Origin of the sequence: Paenibacillus sp. J31TS4 (assembly GCF_018403265.1) — a bacterium.
GTDB lineage: Bacteria > Bacillota > Bacilli > Paenibacillales > NBRC-103111 > J31TS4.
This window is the reverse complement of sequence record NZ_BOSI01000004.1, coordinates 280,662-297,603: the sequence shown is the minus strand read 5'-3', so window position 1 is coordinate 297,603 and position 16,942 is coordinate 280,662. Positions and strand designations below refer to the sequence as shown.

Here is a 16,942-nt window from a genome sequence, read left to right as displayed (position 1 = left end):
TGAGGTGCGGGCAAGATAATAATCAAGTATGAGGATCACGAGGGGGAAGACAAATTATGAAGGAGAAGTTAATGCAAATGCTGGAGGAGCGCCAGGAGGAGATGATTGCGATCCGGCGCTATCTTCACGAAAATCCCGAGTTATCCTTCCAAGAAGAAAATACAAGCAAGTATATCGAAGACTTCTACAAAGGCAAGGATGTGAAGCTCGATACGAAGGTGGGAGGGGGCTACGGGCTCATCGTAACCATTAACGGAGGAAAGCCCGGGAAGACCATAGGGCTTCGAGCCGACTTTGACGCCCTTCCCATAGAGGAACAAACCGGCTTGCCGTTCCAATCCAAAAATCCCGGCGTTATGCACGCCTGCGCCCATGACGGGCATACCGCTTATTTAATGGTCCTCGCCGACTGCTTACTTGCGCTCAAGGACGAAATCCCGGGGGTCATCAAAATCATCCATCAGCCCGCTGAAGAAGTTCCGCCGGGCGGAGCCATCGGGATGATCGAATCGGGTTTGTTAGACGATTTGGATAACATATTTGGCATTCACTTACTGCCGCTTGGCCCAGCTGGCGTGGTCGGTTATAACAGCGGGTATGTCTTTCCGGGACGCGCATATTTCAAATTAACCATCCAAGGAAGAGGCGGACACGGCTCCTCGCCTCATTTGGCCAACGATGCGATTGTAGCCGGCGCTCATTTCGTGATCGCGATTCAAACGGTTATTAGCCGCCGGTTGAATCCATTCGACATGGGAGTGGTTACAATTGGTTCGTTCGATGGGAAAGGCACCTTCAATGTGATCAAAGACCGTGTGGAGCTCGAAGGCGATGTCCGCGGGATGAGCGAAGAAACGCGTTCCAAAATTGAAGAAGAAGTTCATCGCATGGCAAAGGGAATGGAACAAGAGTTCGGCGTCCAAATCGAACTGGACTATAAGCCTGATTATCCGCCCTTGTATAACGATCCTGAAGTAACCAAGATGGTGGCCAGTTATTTACACAATGCGAATGATCCGAGGATTAAAGAGGTCAGAGAGTTTCCGAAGATGGCCCCTTCCGAAGACTTCGCCCATTATGCGAAGAAGTTCCCGGCCAACTTCTTCTACATCTGTTGTACGCCCGAAGGAGTAACGAACCCTTACTTCAATCATCATCCCAAATTTGACATGGATGAACATGCCTTATTGGTTGCGGCGAAGGCGGTTGGGCATGTGGTGTGCGGCTATTATCAGCTAAGTTAGGAAAGCATTCCTTTTCTATCGATTCGGACGGTAACCTTCACTTGGACAGGCAGCTTGGGGAAGATGCTCTCGACCCATTCGCCCGCGTCTAAATCGCCTCCCTGTGCAGTCCGGTATTTCTCCCCGAAACCGGCAGGGTCCGTTTTTAAATTTTGCAGTTTGTTGATCAAGCTCTCGACGTCCTTCTGAAGGGCATTCGCAATCGCCGCTTCCTGCTCTATCTTCTCGGAATAGGACATGGGGGGACCGGCAGGGTTAGCGTCCAGATCCAATCGAATGCTCATGTCGAGCTTTATTCCTTCCTTCGTGACGTCATGTTTGGTGCGAAGCGCCAATAACGTATAGCTAATGTCTCTTATAGTGAGTGTTGCCGGCCTTAAGCGATCGCCGATGACCATTTGCAAATATTTCGTTTCCTTCGGCGTAAGGGCGCCAACCAATTTCCCTTTGCGAAATAGGCCAAGATTGGCCAGCCGAAGGCGATTCCCTTCTTTCTGTGTTCGAATCTCCATCGCATAGGGAGTTTTCCCCGGTTCATTCAGGTAACTATAGAACTGATAGAGAAAGATCGGCAGGATTTCCATTGAGTCCGAACCGGACTGGGAGAACGTATCGACTAAATAATCCGTCACGGACTGGGGCACTTCCGGTTTCGCTTGCAGGACATCCTTCGTGCTTCCCTTGGTGACGGCAACCCATGGGTTGATCTGGAACTCCTCCCGCCGCATGAAGAGATCGAGAAGGGGCTCGACCCCCTCCTTAGCCAGTTCGTCAGAGAACAAGATGAGCCGGGTGTGTCCGAAGTTCATGTCCCGGGACGTTTTCCGTTTCATCTCGTATAAGGCTTTCGGAATCGTGTCTCCCTCCGATGTCAATATGTAATTGGGCGGTTTTTCCTCGGCCCCTCCCCCTCCTGCCGGAGAGAGCGCAGAAAATTTCCCCGGAACGGCGATCAACGCGTGTATTTTAACGCCTGTATCGCCTTTGTCGAGGCCAATCGCGGTAACAAACGAGATTCGGTTTAGCTGCTTCGTACGCGAGCAGCCCGCGATCATGGCCAGGCACATCACAGCGACAAGCAAGCGAAACATCCGGTGTCTCATGTCTTGATTCTCCTCAGCAGAAGGATGGCGTAGAGCAGGGCGGGAAAGACGAATAAGAGGAGGAAGCTATAATAGCCCAGCCATAGGGGGGCCATGAGGAAAAAGTAAGGGAGATCTACCTTCCAAAACACGGCCGCCGTGATTCCGCTGACTAGCAGAATAGGGACAACGCCTAGACGGATCCCCAACGTTTGTGCCAGGCTCAGTGCCGCACACCGCATCAGGAAAGCATTGCCGACGACCTTAAAGTAGATTAAAAGGACGCTGCCCCAAAAAATGACGCGTTCGAAAATAAAATTCTCAATATGGACAGCGCTCTGTCCGTAAAACACCACGTACTCCATTTTTTGAGCCGTATGGATGCCGAACGCCGCGATACTCATGGCAACCAGATAGGATACTAATACGGTGAGAAGGGTCATATAGCCGCTCAGCGAAAGGAAGGTCACGTTCGTATGTTTTCGGCTAATCAGGGTGACGGCAGCCAAAGGCGACAACATGCCCATGACGGTCGCAGCCGCCACATCCGGATGGATCATTTCCTGAACATGGAACATCGGCTGCAGCCAGCTCCAGTGGGTTTCCGTCAGCATGGACAACGTCGCTGCGAAAAAAACAGGAACGCCTATGATCATAAGGACTTGCGAATAACGGATCAACGTTTCCATGGGAAACAGGGCGGCACATGCTGTGATAAGCACATCCGTAACGATAGCGTCTCTGGAATCGCCGTATTGAAAGACTCTGGAGGAAAAGTCGCCGCTTAACGCGATGGTGTACGCGGCAATGCCCAGGTAGAGAATGCCGTACAGGATGTAAGCGACGGGGGTCGCCCAGCGGAACAGAATCTCGCCGCAGGCCAGCATGAGGGAGACATCTCCGCACCGTTTGCTAATCTGAAGGCTCATCCATGTTCCAGCTAAGGCCAAGAGCAGGATGGGAAATAAAAACCATACGCTATTCCTGCCCACACCCTCCAATATGGCGGAGATCGGCCGGCTGATCGATACAGGGAAGATCGTAACAAAGATCAGAATAGAGTAGTTGAGCTTCGGTTCATACGTGATTCGTTTCAAAGCTGATCCTCGCCTTTCCGGAGTCGAATCCGTCTGGTGCCTTTCGCAGCCGGACTATAAGTGGAAGGGCGAAAGGGGTTCATCATGACAGGCAATCGAAGAAGGGCGTCGCTGAACAGCTCCTTTAATTGGAACGTACTAAGCGGAGAGAGATAAGGGACGCCCACCGACTTGATGTGGCACAAATATAACAAGATAAACGCCGAGCCGATGGCCATGCCGTTAAGTCCCCAGGGAATGGCCAGCACCATGAGGGCGTAGCTCATCATTCTCCAAGCCACCCCAATCATGTAATTGGCTACCGTGTAGCTGCCTACCGCCACAGCTCCCGTGATGACGATCATAATGTTGCTGACCAAATGCGATTGCGCCGCGGACGAACCGATAATCAGACCGCCTACGATGGTGGCCGTTCCTCCGATGACCTTCGGCAGCCGCACCGTCGCTTCATTGATCAACTCGAGCAAGACCATCATAATCAATACCTCGATGTAAGCCGGATAGGGCACCCCTTCACGGCTGGCAGCGACCGCGAGCATAAACTGGATGCGAAGCACATCATAGTTCACCGAAGTAATCGAGACATAGAGCCCGGGAAGAAACAGAGTCGTGATCAAGCCTGTAAAACGAACCATTCTAAGGAACGTGCCGGAAAGGGAAGGAAAATAAAAATCATCCGTGGCCTGGTATAACGCGATGACCGTAGCTGGAAAGATAGCGCCGGTAGGTGACGTATCGGCAAGGAGAAGAACTCTGCCCTCCATAATAGAGGGAACCACTTTATCCGGTCTTTCTGTCGTTTGAAACAAGGGAAACGGGTTAAAAGGCTTGGTTTGGTTGGTGATCATATGCCCTAATTGGGTCGTATCCACGAGGACATCCAGTTCTATGGTCTGCAGCTTCTGCCGCAGCTGGTCCAGCACCTGCTTGTTGACAAGGCTCTTCATATAAACGAGGTTTACCGTCGTTCGGGATTTGGTGCCAACCGTAAACGACTCGATAAGCAGATCTTCATGGCGAATGCGTCTGCGGATCATCGAGAGGTTTATCTCCAGGTCTTCCACGAATGCGTCCTTGGGGCCAATTAACGAATGCTCGGTTTCCGGAGGAGTAACGGAGCGGTCGTGCCACTGCGAAACATCCGCGGCGACCGCTTTTTTTAGCCCGTTAGCCAGAAAAACGCACTTTCCCTCAAACAGCTGGAGGGCGACCGAGGAGACCTTTTTGTCGACCAAGTTTCCATTTATCGGGAGTCCATTTTGGACGAAAAGGGCGGAAAGATCGCCCGAATCCCTTTCTTCCAGAAAGGCGTCTTGTATGGGTTGCAAAAATAGTTCATGGATCTTGGTCCGATCCGTGATAGTAGATAAATACAGGAGAACAGCCTGGGGCTCCTTCTCTTCTGCCGGGGGCAGCAGGTGGATCCGTAAATCTGCCGGGTTTCCCATGAACTCGGTTATGCTCTTGACGAAAGACCGGATCAGTCTAACCAACCTCCCCTCGTGTATACGCCATTTTACTTATTTCCAATTCCCTGCCGTATGATACAAAGAGCAGTCCTATAAAGTCGGGAACCTAGCATAAACCGCTAAAATAATTGATTGACTAGTTAGTCAACGTGAAATATACTAACAGCACGAGGTGAACCAAGAAATGGCAGAAAAGCGAAATGAACGGAACGATAAGCTTCGGGAGGAACGCAGAGAGCAGATTCTGGAGGCCGCCTTGGAGGTCTTTGCCCGGAAGGGGTTTGTCGGTACGAAGGCGAGCGACATTTCCAAATACTCGGGCCTCAGCCATGGGCTGACGTATCATTATTTTGAATCGAAGGATGAGATTTTCACCGAGCTGGTCGAGCGTGCTCTCAAATCAGCGGCTGCGGTCATTGACTATGCGCTCCTACAGCCAGGCACTTCGGCAGATCAATTAACCTGGCTGACCGGCATTATCCTCTCTCATACGGGGGGCAGCTCCTCTTATCCATTTCTCTTGATGGTGCAGGCCTTTACGATGGAGTCCATCCCTCCGAAGGCAAAGGAATTGGTCGCGGAGTATGAAGGGCTGCCCAGAATAAGAATGGCGGAGCTGGTCCGAAAAGGACAGGAGGAGGGGAGCTTCCGGGAAGGTGACCCCGAGCAATTGGCCTATGTCTATTTATCCGCGATCCAGGGCTTGAGCTTCAGCTCCTTTGCCGCGGGCCGGTCCTTTCCCGTCGACCCGGCTCACGTCAATCAGCTGTTGCTCAACTAAACAAGCAAGCGTTCGGCTGCTTTCCTGGCAGTCCGGAAACATTCGGAGAGGGCAGAGACCCTGGAGAGGGAGTTCGTTATGAGAACATGGGTAAAGCATGAAGACCCAGCCAACAAATACGGAGCCACGTTTACGCTTGGCAGCAGGGAGATCGAGCTTCCTCCCGGGGCCGTTATCTCCGTCACCAGAGGAGAACAGTTTACTATTCCGAGGCTGATTCTCAACGGAGTGATCAATCAATTCATTATGAAAGCCATGCCCAAGAACGAAGATTTGCTGTATGCCGAGCTGAGCGGGCAGATGCAGGGAGGAATTGGCCAGACGGTAACCGTCTGGAGAGACGGGAAGCAGATGACTCGATTTCGCACGAGCGGCTCCCACAATTTCGGCCGGAAGTTTTTTAGTTGGGTGTTCTACAGCGGGAAGGTTCAATCGTACTTTTTGACATGGCCGCACGAGGGGAAGCTCCCTTCCGCGGAAGAGATGACAACCTATGTCAAGACGTATGGCCGCCATTTTGATGGGGGAGCTTTAAAGAAGAAGGCAACCCCGCCTCCCCTGAACAAGCATGCGTAATCTGCTTGCAAGGAACGCCTATGAAAGCCAATAGAGGGAACTGGATGGAACTGGGAATAGGGCCTCCCCGATGGGAGGCCCTTGGTGTTGTTCTATTGGGCGGGAGCGAGAACGAGAGCCCGGAGGGGGGCCTCCTGGTCGTTGTCCATGCCCATAAAGACGGCGGTGTAATAGACATCGTCTTGCTTCCACAAGTAATACGTCATGCTTCTGAACTTCTCGCTGCCTAAGCTGCTATCGGACGTATAGGTGGGGCTCATGTAAACATGGTCCGGGTCGGCATAAGCCGAGAGCTCGACGCCGTTAATCTCCAGCGTTCGAACAGGCGATAGCTTGGTCACGTCGAATAGCGGAGTGCTGCTCTGATACAGCGTGAGCTCGTCATTGAGATCGATGCCTTCGGCCTCCTCCATTAGTCGATAAGAATTCAGCAAGGAATCCGCATGGGGGCGAAACGAGAATCCGGTATTCTGATCGCCTGCTCGGAGCAGGATCGAGTCGCTAAGCTTGAGCGGGGTATTGGCCAGGGCAGAGGGGAGCTTCACCGGAAAGCCCAGAATGTCCTTAGCTTGGGCCAAATCCGCCTTCCCGTATAGCGGGAAGGAATTCCCTTGTCCGTCGTATCGGACATGCTGAAGCTGCTGGGGGTAAGTAAAGGAGGCCACGACCTTCGCGAGCTCCTCCTCCGAAAGATTCCTTCTATGCAGCGGAGTGCCTTCTTTCAACGTATGGTTCTCGCTGTAATAATTGATCGCGTACCAGACGCCGTCATTCTGCCAGACGAAGCTTTTGGCGATCTCCGGCGCATGCTGCTCGTACCCTTGCGTTTGCGTCACTAACGTTCCTTGGACCCCGCCCCGTGTAGCCTCGTCATGCCGATAGGTGACGGCCAGCGGAGCCCCCCAAGTCCACGGGGCAATATTCCCGGTGCCCCATACCAAATCGTGCGTCTTCAGCAGGTTTCCTTTGGAGGCGACGAGCTCGAAGATCGTCTCGGTTTCTTTGCCGAAATCCGAGACAAAGGTCAAGTAGGCTAGATTGTCGGTGCGGTTGACGTAGTGCTCGAGAACTTCCGCATTTTGCAGCTGATACCCGGGAGGGAGATAATCCGGTACTTGGTAGGTGAAACCGGCGTACTCGTTCGCCCGCTCCAGATTAGCGAACCATTTGGCCCAATCGTTCAATCGGGTGATGTTAAGGGAGGAGCTGCCTGCCTTCTCGGCTCCACTGCTTGTACCGGCATCCGCATTGGAGCTTCTCGCAGTCTCCGATGCGCTCGTAAGCATGGTGGCGCTCAAGGCAAGCACCAAAAGGATCGCGGCGGCGGACAGCTTGTACGAGCCCTTCTTGAATTTGGCAATCATCGTGATTCTCCGTCTCATATCCGACCTGGTTTCAAAGAAATGCGAGAGATTGCCTTGAAAGGAAGGTCTTCGGGTAAGGAACCGAGCCAGCATAAGAAGCGTCATGCCGTACGACGAAGCTTCCCGCTCACCCAGCACCTCGAGCACGCCCGCGTCGCAGGCGACCTCCCGATCGGCCTTCATTGTTCGAACGGCCAGCCAAACGGCAGGATTGAACCAATGGATTCCGAGAGACAGCGTCCATAGGGCATGGATCCATAAGTCTTTGCGTTTGTAGTGGGTCAGTTCATGCAGCAGCACATGTGTCAGCTGCCGGGAATCGACAACCGCCGCGATATCCTCAGGCATATAAATCGCGGGCTTCGTTAAGCCGTACAGGCACGGGCTGGAAAGCTCGCTTGTCACATAGACGGGAAGCGGGCTTCGGATACCCAGTTTCTCTCTGCATGCCTGAACAATGGAGAGGATCTCTCCACCCGCGGGCCTGCGGGAGGTTAGCATCGTTCGTCTAAATGTCCACGCGGATAGCAGGTAAGAGACGCTGAACACCAGCAGGCCTCCAAGCCAGACAAGCGAACCGATCGCCAGCCAGCTCCACTCGGGGCGGCCGTTCCCGGACGAGGTCTCTTGAGCGGCAGGCTGTCCGGCCGCTGCTTGCGGTGCTTCTGCGCGGTTCGTGACCGGATCGGGAAGCGGCTGCTCTGCTCCGCTTGAGGGGAGAAGGCTCTTCGGTGGGGAGCCAGGGCCGAAGGGGCCGTCCCATTGAGTGCTCTTCTGGTGGAGCTCCTGTGGGAGCAAGTTAAACAAGCTGACCGAGCTTTGGGGAGCGACAGGAACGAGAAGCTTGATTAGGACCAGGAGCCATAGGCCTTGAATGAAGCGGGGGCTAAGGCGTTTCTGGAACAGCTTGCGGACCAAGAGCAGCAGGCCCAGCATGACCGTCGCTGCCAGGGACGCCGTCAACAAGAGGGAAACGAGCATCTCGAGATGTCTCATGATTGTTTCTTTTTCCGCAGAAGCTTCTCCAGCTCCTCAATGTCATGGTCGGAGAGCTTCTCCTCTTCGAGGAATTTCGCGCACAGCATGCCGACGGCCCCGTTATAGACCCGGTCCAGGAAGGAGCGGTTCTCTGCCTTCAAGTAATCATCGTGCGAGACTAGCGGATAGTAGAGATAGGTTCGGCCGGATTTTTCGAAACGGATCGCATTTTTCTTGTGCAGCCGGTTCAGGAACGTCTTGATCGTCTGATCCGACCACTCCATCTGCTCCTGCAGCTCATGAATAATCTCTTGGGCCGATAAAGGCTCCTTTTGCCAGAGAAGCTTCATCACTTCGCTTTCGGCTTCGGTGATGCGAGGCGGCTCGTTCACGGTCTTTCCCTCCTTTTGCTTTAATTGTTTACATCTGTAAACTTAAGTTAAATTTACACGCGTAAACGTTTGGTGTCAAGTGGAGGGCTAACCAGAAAAAGGATTTTCCCATCCTACTGCAACGATTTTAGCCTCGGAGAAGTGCCCGGACGAAAATGGCTGAAAATAAAAAAGCGACACCCACGGACAAGAAAACCGGTCCTGGGCTATCGCCTTTATTCAAGGAATTCGTTCAATCGGTTTCAGCGGGATCGCGCAGCAAGCCTCTTTTGCGCAAGGTGTCGGCAATGGGGGAATGGGAAAGCAGCTTTTGCAGCGTATCGCTGACCATGCTCATTTCCTGGTTCGGAAACAGCAGCCCTAGGTCCCGGTACATGTTCTCTTCAAACTCTTCAATAGTTCGGGCCTTCTCCGTTCCCGTCGGCGTTAGCCGCAAGTAGACGAAGCGGGCGTCGCTAGGATGAGGCTCCTTTTCGACGAGACCGTCTTGCACCATCCGGTCAATAAGCCGGGAAGGGCTGCCCGATTCGCAGATGAGCAGCTCCCCCAGGTCCTTAAGAGTAATGGGCTGATGCTGGCCCAGCACTCGAATGACTTCGGATTGCGCGGGAGTCAGTCCGATCGCTTTCATGGATGCGTTCATCTGCCTTTGACCCAGACGTTGGGCCGCGAGGATCAAATAACGGAAGCGTTCTGCGTCGAAGTGGGCAGACGTCATGACTCCTCCTCCAAACGTTACGTAATGGTTTGAGGGACGATAGCCGGATCATGATTGACGGCTACCATCCGGCAATCGCTTCTTTGGGAAAATTGCTGCACCCATTGAAGAGACTGGGCGGCTTCTTCTTGGCTGGACGTCACGCCGGGCAGGATGAAGTCTTGCCACGACCGTTCGGCGTACCCGACGTCGCTTGCCAGCAGCACCCATCCTCCACCCGTTTGTACCAAGAGGGAGAATTGCCCTTTGCTATGACCGGGCGTGTGCACCAGATAGAGAGAGCCGTCATCAAACAAGTCAATGCCCCTATTATAAGGGCCGAACGGGATGGCTTTCAATGTAAACGTCTCGATGCCCACTCCCTGCCACATTCCGGGGATGTAGCCTAAGTCCCGCTGGGCAGCCTTCCATTCGATCTCACTTGTGAGGATACGTTTGGCACCGGCAACCTGCTTCAGCCCGCTGACGTGGTCGGAATGGAGGTGGGTAAGCAGGACGAAGTCGAGATCGGCATCCCGCAGACCGTGGGCGGCAAGCTGCTCCCGAACCGATTGTCCCGGGGGCAGCTGCCCTTTGTACATGGCATGCGACAGCCAACCAAGATGTTTCCTAGGCTGCGTGCGCATCTCCTCGTGCCAGCCCGTATCGACCAAGATCCTTCCCTTCGGGTGTTCGATCAGGTACGTGGAAACAGGGACCCAGCGTTTTTTCTCGGCCGGTCTCAGAAAGCCGGTGAACGGTGCCGGGTGCAGAGTCTTTTCCTTGAAAGCAAGAGACTGGTCGATATAAACCGACCCGGTGTGCCAGATATGAATGGTCGTCACGATATAAGCGCTCCTTTAGATGACACGTCATCTATCTTTGTTTTTCTATACTAAATGACGTGTCATCTAATTTCAATCCTTTTTTGCCCTGTGCCCAGCTCCTAAGGAATTCGCCTTTACCTGGGTAAGGCGCTGCTTGTCTCGCTCTAGGAACGAAAGACCGACGATATCGCTTCTTATGATAAGCTGAAGGAAGAAGGGTCACGTAGAAGATCTACTACCCTGCAAGATGGTGCAGGAAAGGTCGGGAGAAGGTCTGGCAGGGTTGGTATGCTTTGGTCAGCGGGGAGGCGAGAGAATGGAAATGCTGGCGCGGCTGAATGAGGCGTTGGCCTATGTAGAGGAGAAGCTGACGGAGACGGTGGACTACAAGGAGGCGGCGCGGATTGCCTGCTGCTCGGAGTACCATTTTACGCGCATGTTCTCCTTTCTAGCGGGCATCTCGCTGTCGGAGTACATCCGGCGCCGGCGTCTGACGCTGGCCGCTCAGGAGCTGAGCGGCGGGGACTGCAAGGTGATCGACGTAGCGCTCCGATACGGCTACGCCTCGCCGGACTCCTTTGCCCGGGCGTTCCAGAGCATGCACGGCGTGACGCCGTCGGAGGCCCGGCTGTCGGGGCAATCTCTCAAAGCCTTCCCGCGGATGACTTTTCAGCTGACCATCCAAGGAGGCAGGGAAATGAACTATCGGTTGGAAGAGAAAGACGCGTTTCGCATCGTGGGTATCCACAAACGGGTGCCGATCCAGTTTCACGGAGTCAACCCGGAGATTGCCAAGATGTATGAAAGCTTGACGCCGGAGAGGATCGCGACCTTGAAAGGCTTGTCGAACATGCAGCCGGCGGGCATCATCAGCGCGTCCGTGAATTTTGGCGAAGGGCGGATGGAGGAGCAGGGGGAGCTCGATCACTATGTCGGGGTCGCCACGACGAAGGAGGCTCCCGCCGGGCTGGCGCAGCTGGAAGTTGCTGCTTCCCAATGGGCGGTCTTCACGGCTGTCGGACCGTTTCCAAGCGCACTACAGGAGGTGTGGGGACGGATCTATTCCGAATGGTTCCCATCCTCGGAGTACGAGCTGAGCCCAGGGCCGGAGCTGCTGTGGAACGAGCATCCGGATGTCACGTCGCCGCAGTATCGAAGCGAGCTGTGGATTCCCGTCACGAAGAGACAACGAAGCTAGCGCGCAGCGGCACGCGGGAACCGAAGCCCATTCCCAGGAGGGAATGGGCTTTTGGGATTGGCTGGCTATCGATACGGATATCCAGATGGAAAAGCGTCGGAATAGGCATTCCGCCATCTTCCCAAGGCCACTGGGTTTATATTATTCTGAGTAGGACAACACGTTGGAGGCTCGCCCAGAAGGGTCCCTTACGTCAACTTAATATATCCGTTAGATTAACTCGTGCCGCAGTATGCTTCAAGCCATATGGCTTTGCTGCATAGATTCACTTATTCCGAAACCATGGAGGGAATGGGCATGAAGGAATGGCTCGAAGCAAGCAAGAACGCTGAGGACAAATCGGGATCCGGGATCGGCCGAAGGCAGCTGCTGAAGACGGTTGGCCTCGCGAGTGTCGCGCTGGCGGCCGGCAGTCTGCTTGAGGGAGGGAAAGCGTCGGCTAGCGTAACCGGTGTGTACCTCGACGTGAAGGATTTTGGGGCGGCCGGCAACGGGGTGGCAGACGATTGGGCCGCGTTCCAGGCGGCGTTCGACGTCGCCAAAAATCCGAACGATGTGCAGAACAGCAACAAGTCGGTCACGATTGTGGTACCGGAGGGCACCTATGTCGTCCGGCAGGAATTGCGCCTGTACCGCAACACGACGCTGCTGATGGCGCCGAAGGCCCGTATCGTTCGGATGCACAACGGCTATATTCTCAAGAACGGCTTCAAAAATTCCTCGGATCCGCAGGGCGCACCGGAAACGTACGGGGGCTACGACGGGCATGGGAACATCAAGATTGTAGGCGGCACGTTCGACATCAATGCGGACGAGTACCCGAGCAAAGCTTCCGGCTTCCATTTCGGCCATGGTGACGGCTTCTTCATCGACGGCATCACGATGCTCGACGCGGCGAACTCGCATGGGATAGAATTCAACGCCTGCCAGAATGTCGTGGTGACCCGCTCCAAGTTCCACGGCTATATCGGAGAGGGCTCTATCAACGAGGCGATCCAACTGGATCTGGCATACCGGGGACTGACGACGATCGGACGGGATGACGGAACGGCGTGCCGCAATGTTCATATTACGCAATGCGAGTTCAAAGGAAGCTCGACGCCGGGAGCCGTGTCTTGGTACCGGGCCGTAGGCTCGCACACCGCTATGGCGGGGAAGTGGCATGAGGATATCTGGGTGACGAACAATACGATCGAGAACAGCGGATCGTTCGCCATTCGCGCCTATTCGTGGAGACGCTTTCATATCGATAACAACCATTTGATCAATTGCGCCGCCGGGATCAACGTCCGGACGAGCATCGTCGGGACGCATACGATAGACGTCAACGGCAACCAGACCAATACGTCCCAGCCGTCCGAGAGCGGAACCGTGAGCGGCAACCTGATCGTCGGCGGGCTGACGAACGGGAGAGCGATCGAGGTGTACGGCGGCGACAACGGAAGGCCGACCGGGATCATGGTGATCGGCAACGATATTACCGCGAACAGCGCCACCAGCATCAACGACGGCATCAACATTCACTATGGCGACAACTGCATCGTCTCGAACAACCGGATCAGCGGCGTCGGCGGCAGCGGCATTGCGGTCAATGCCGACAGCCTGGACACGGTGGTGGACGGCAACTCGATCGAGGATGCCAAGAGGCATGGGATTCTGGTCGACGGCGGGTGCCATTACACCAAGGTTACCGGCAACAACATCAAGCTCGTCGATCAGATCGGCATCTATGTGAACGGGTCGATGGAGAGCATCACGGTCACCGGTAACACGATCGCCGGCGTCAACCGGTCCGGCGCGGACAACGAATTCATCAAGTTCAACGGCAGCGTCAAGCGTGTCGTCCTGTCGGCCAACAGCGTCCGCAACTTCAGCACCAACGCCGTGACGACCAAAGGGCTGACGGTTTCGTCCTCCTCCGATATCTTCGTGAGCGTCGGCAACAATTTCCTCGGATTCACGGTTTCGAACGCCGCCACGAATCAAAAGGTGTTCGATTTGGTCTAGTCCGTCTTAACGGAAGGACAAGCCCGAATGGGTTCTACCTAATACCGATCCAACAAACGCGTGGTCTTGGACCATGCGTTTGTTTGCATTTGCTTCGGTGGAAAACCACTTTGGGGCGGATAGCTCCTGTCCAGCGGCATGTTTGGCGTGCCTGTGCGCTGTGATATACTGGGGGCAACGAAAACGGGGAATGCCGCATGCTCCGGAGCAACAAGACAGCTGAAACGGAGGCCGAAGAGATGCCCAAGACGATTGTCGAAAAATTGAATTTGCAAAAGTATAAAAAGATCCTCGTCCTGAACAAACCGGAGGGAGAAGAGCTGCTGGAAGAGCTGACCGGTTACGATACGGAGTTCAAAGAGAGCCGCTACGATCTCATCTTTGCTTTCGTCCTCGATCTGGCATCGCTGCAAGCACTCGTCGCCCGCGTCATAGAGAACGAGTATTTACACGACGGCGGCTATCTGTACGCTGCGTATCCCAAGAAGGGGAACAAGGTGTACCCCACCTATATTCACCGGGACAGCTTATTGGAAGGGTTAGGCGCCGGCGAAGACGGCTATATTGGGACAAGCACGCTCAAATTCGCGCGGATGGTCGGGCTTAACGAAGTGTTTACTGTAGTCGGCTTCAAGGAAGAGGCCAAGAAGAAGACTTCCTCCAAACCGAGCCAATCTGTGGACGATTACGTCAACTTCATTCCGGAAGTGGAGAAGGACCTTCAGGATTCGCCGGAGGTGCTGGCTTTTTACCAGTCGCTCACCCCGGGCTATCGCAAGGATTGGGCTCGGTATGTGTATAGTGCGGTGCAAGAGGAAACAAGATCCAAACGAAGAGCCGAAATGAAGGATATTCTGGGCGCAGGGTATAAAAGCATCGACATCTACCGCAGAAGATAAGCGGGCGTTCGTTGCCGAGCCATCAGAAGCAGAGCCGGGTTCAGACCCGAATAACCAATCGGCCGGCAGCAGCCAAGTCGCTCCTTTGCGAACCATGGCTATGCATGATGGGTAAAGAGGAAGAGGAAACTAATCCAAAACCATTAAAAGGAGACCCCATGACTGAGAACCTAACGGGAACCAAACCAGGGTGGAACTTCGATAACAGCTATGCCCGGCTTCCGGAAGCTTTCTATTCGCTTGTCGACCCAAGCCCGGTCCGCGCCCCGAAGCTGGCGGTGTTCAATGAGCCGCTGGCCGCCTCGCTGGGACTGGACGCTACGGTGCTGCAGAGCGAGGAAGGCACCGCCGAGCTTGCGGGCAACCGGGTGCCGGAGGGCGCGGAGCCGCTGGCGCAGGCGTATGCCGGGCACCAGTTCGGCTATTTTACGATGCTGGGCGACGGCCGGGCCATTCTGCTCGGCGAGCAGCTGACGCCGCAGGGCGAGCGAATGGACATCCAGCTGAAAGGGGCGGGTATTACTCCGTATTCCCGCCGGGGCGACGGCCGGGCTGCGCTCGGACCGATGCTGCGCGAATACATCATCAGCGAGGCGATGCATGGACTCGGGATCCCGACCACCCGCAGCCTGGCGGTCGTCGATTCCGGCCAGACGATCATCCGCGAGGAGATGCAGCCTGGCGCCGTGCTGACCCGCGTGGCGGCGAGCCATCTGCGTGTGGGGACGTTCCAGTACGCCGCGGCCAGAGGTGAGCAGGACGATCTGCGCGCTCTGGCGGATTACGCGCTGCAGCGGCATTATCCGGAGGCAACGAATACGGAGAACCGTTACCTCGCCCTGCTCCAGGAGGTGATCGGCCGCCAGGCGGCGCTGATCGCCCAGTGGATGCTCGTCGGGTTCATACACGGCGTGATGAACACCGACAATATGGCGCTCAGCGGAGAGACGATCGACTACGGCCCGTGCGCCTTCATGGACAGGTATGACCCGGCGACAGTGTTCAGCTCGATAGATACCGGCGGCCGGTACGCCTACGGCAACCAGCCGTCGATCGCAGCCTGGAACCTCGCCCGGTTCGCGGAGAGCCTGCTGCCGCTGCTGCACGAAGACGAGGAGGAAGCCGTGCGAGTGGCCGAGGAGGCGTTGGCCGGCTTCTCCGAGGCATACGAGCGGCATTGGATCGCCGGCATGCGGGCCAAGCTGGGGCTTTTCGGGGAGGAGGCCGAGGACCCGGCGCTCATCGGCGACCTGCTGAAGCTCATGCATCAGCATCGGGCGGACTATACCAACACATTCCGAGCGCTGACGTTCGAGACTCTGGAGGGCGAGCCGCTGTTCGGCACCCCGGCATTCGCCGAATGGCAGAAACGGTGGCAGGCGAGACGAGGTAGGCAAGCGGAGTCGCCGGATGCCTCGCGCGAGCGGATGAAACGAAGCAACCCGGCTGTTATTCCGCGCAACCATCGGGTGGAGGAAGCGCTCGAGGCGGCGGTACGCGAGGGGGATTACAGCGTCATGCACCGGCTGCTGGCCGTCCTCGCCTGCCCCTACGCGCACACCACCGAGCAGGCGGACTATGCCGCCCTGCCTCCGGAGTCGCCGCGTCCGTACCGTACCTACTGCGGGACATAAGGGTGGGGACAAGGAGCGCGGAAGCAGGCGTCCGGCTGTAAGAAGACAGGCATCCCCGGGTCGCGGATGCCTGTTTGGCGTACCCGCCGAACCCGGACGCTGCCGGGATTGGCCCTCCTGCATGGCGGGTCTTAGAGTAGGGAAACCTGTCCGTACTCATAAACAAACGAGGTGAAACGTCCATGTCGAACACTCATGCTGCCAACCAGGAAGCGGTCGAAACGGTTCGGGATCTCATTAAAGGCATCGACACGGCCATGCTGACTACCATGTCGGACCAAGGACTGGTCTCGCGCCCGATGCAAACCCAGGAAGTCGAATTCGACGGGGACCTGTGGTTCCTGACCAAAAAAGACACGAACAAGTACCGGGAGCTCCAGCGGAATCCCCAGGTAAACGTGGCTTACGCCGACAAATCCTATGTCTCGATACGAGGGGAAGCGGAGCTCGTGGAGGACCGGGCCAAGATCAAGGAATTCTGGAACCCGCTTTACGCGAAGCTGCTGGACACCTCCAGCGACGATCCGAATCTCGTTCTGATCAAGATCCAGGCGGAGACCGCCGAGTATTGGGAAACCGGCAGCAAGACCAAGATGGTCAAGAAGCTTTTCTCGAGACTGACGGGGAAAGGCTCTGGGGAAGACGATCTGAACCAGACCGTCGAATTGGAAGGGGACCGTTAATCGGACGGTCGCCC

At 55.5% G+C, this 16,942-nt stretch carries 15 protein-coding genes; 8 read left to right on the top strand and 7 right to left on the bottom strand.

Annotated features, from left to right (window positions below; all coding sequences use genetic code 11):
* Positions 1–56: 56 nt before the first annotated feature.
* Positions 57–1,244 (top strand): amidohydrolase, encoded by a 1,188-nt coding sequence (locus tag KJS47_RS18745; RefSeq protein ID WP_213526596.1) that lies wholly within the window; start codon positions 57–59, stop codon positions 1,242–1,244.
* On the opposite strand, the gene KJS47_RS18740 is transcribed toward KJS47_RS18745, so the two are convergent.
* The 3 genes from KJS47_RS18740 to KJS47_RS18730 are packed head-to-tail and all read right to left on the bottom strand — an operon-like array spanning position 1,241 to position 4,916.
* Positions 1,241–2,347 carry a Ger(x)C family spore germination protein gene (locus tag KJS47_RS18740; RefSeq protein ID WP_213526595.1) on the bottom strand — a complete coding sequence of 369 codons (1,107 nt, stop codon included), beginning with the start codon at positions 2,345–2,347 and terminating at the stop codon, positions 1,241–1,243. The genes KJS47_RS18745 and KJS47_RS18740 overlap by 4 nt on opposite strands.
* A complete protein-coding gene (locus tag KJS47_RS18735; RefSeq protein WP_213526594.1) occupies positions 2,344–3,423 on the bottom strand; it encodes a hypothetical protein in 1,080 nt (359 codons plus the stop codon). Before KJS47_RS18735 ends, KJS47_RS18740 begins: the two co-directional genes overlap by 4 nt.
* Entirely contained in the window at positions 3,420–4,916 is a 1,497-nt protein-coding gene (locus KJS47_RS18730) for a spore germination protein (RefSeq protein ID WP_213526593.1), read from the bottom strand. Before KJS47_RS18730 ends, KJS47_RS18735 begins: the two co-directional genes overlap by 4 nt.
* Before the next feature lie 160 nt (positions 4,917–5,076).
* Between KJS47_RS18730 and KJS47_RS18725 the strand changes: the two genes are divergently transcribed.
* Positions 5,077–5,673: a TetR/AcrR family transcriptional regulator gene (locus KJS47_RS18725; protein WP_213526592.1), complete on the top strand. Its 597-nt coding sequence runs from the start codon at positions 5,077–5,079 to the stop codon at positions 5,671–5,673.
* A gap of 78 nt (positions 5,674–5,751) precedes the next feature.
* Positions 5,752–6,249 carry a hypothetical protein gene (locus KJS47_RS18720; RefSeq protein WP_213526591.1) on the top strand — a complete coding sequence of 166 codons (498 nt, stop codon included), beginning with the start codon at positions 5,752–5,754 and terminating at the stop codon, positions 6,247–6,249.
* Between the two features lie 92 nt (positions 6,250–6,341).
* Here KJS47_RS18720 and KJS47_RS18715 read toward each other — a convergent pair whose 3' ends face one another.
* The 4 genes from KJS47_RS18715 to KJS47_RS18700 form a co-directional block, all read right to left on the bottom strand.
* The gene (locus tag KJS47_RS18715; protein ID WP_213526590.1) at positions 6,342–8,609 is read right to left on the bottom strand and encodes a M56 family metallopeptidase; all 2,268 of its coding nucleotides are present in this window, start codon (positions 8,607–8,609) and stop codon (positions 6,342–6,344) included.
* Positions 8,606–8,983, bottom strand: a complete 378-nt coding sequence (locus tag KJS47_RS18710) for a BlaI/MecI/CopY family transcriptional regulator (protein WP_213526589.1) — start codon at positions 8,981–8,983, stop codon at positions 8,606–8,608. The genes KJS47_RS18715 and KJS47_RS18710 overlap by 4 nt, the downstream gene beginning before the upstream one ends.
* A gap of 232 nt (positions 8,984–9,215) precedes the next feature.
* Positions 9,216–9,701 (bottom strand): MarR family winged helix-turn-helix transcriptional regulator, encoded by a 486-nt coding sequence (locus tag KJS47_RS18705; protein ID WP_213526588.1) that lies wholly within the window; start codon positions 9,699–9,701, stop codon positions 9,216–9,218.
* Between the two features lie 17 nt (positions 9,702–9,718).
* The gene (locus KJS47_RS18700) at positions 9,719–10,525 is read right to left on the bottom strand and encodes an N-acyl homoserine lactonase family protein (protein ID WP_213526587.1); all 807 of its coding nucleotides are present in this window, start codon (positions 10,523–10,525) and stop codon (positions 9,719–9,721) included.
* A gap of 298 nt (positions 10,526–10,823) precedes the next feature.
* Here KJS47_RS18700 and KJS47_RS18695 point away from each other — a divergent pair, with 298 nt between their 5' ends.
* From KJS47_RS18695 to KJS47_RS18675, 5 genes are all read left to right on the top strand, one after another.
* Complete coding sequence (locus tag KJS47_RS18695) at positions 10,824–11,705, top strand: AraC family transcriptional regulator (protein ID WP_213526586.1); 882 nt, start codon at positions 10,824–10,826, stop codon at positions 11,703–11,705.
* A gap of 297 nt (positions 11,706–12,002) precedes the next feature.
* Positions 12,003–13,712, top strand: a complete 1,710-nt coding sequence (locus KJS47_RS18690; protein WP_213526585.1) for a right-handed parallel beta-helix repeat-containing protein — start codon at positions 12,003–12,005, stop codon at positions 13,710–13,712.
* Positions 13,713–13,951: 239 nt separating this feature from the next.
* Positions 13,952–14,611: a YdeI/OmpD-associated family protein gene (locus KJS47_RS18685; protein WP_213526584.1), complete on the top strand. Its 660-nt coding sequence runs from the start codon at positions 13,952–13,954 to the stop codon at positions 14,609–14,611.
* Between the two features lie 158 nt (positions 14,612–14,769).
* Positions 14,770–16,245, top strand: a complete 1,476-nt coding sequence (locus tag KJS47_RS18680) for a protein adenylyltransferase SelO (protein ID WP_213526583.1) — start codon at positions 14,770–14,772, stop codon at positions 16,243–16,245.
* A gap of 182 nt (positions 16,246–16,427) precedes the next feature.
* Entirely contained in the window at positions 16,428–16,928 is a 501-nt protein-coding gene (locus tag KJS47_RS18675; protein ID WP_213526582.1) for a pyridoxamine 5'-phosphate oxidase family protein, read from the top strand.
* Positions 16,929–16,942: the final 14 nt, after the last annotated feature.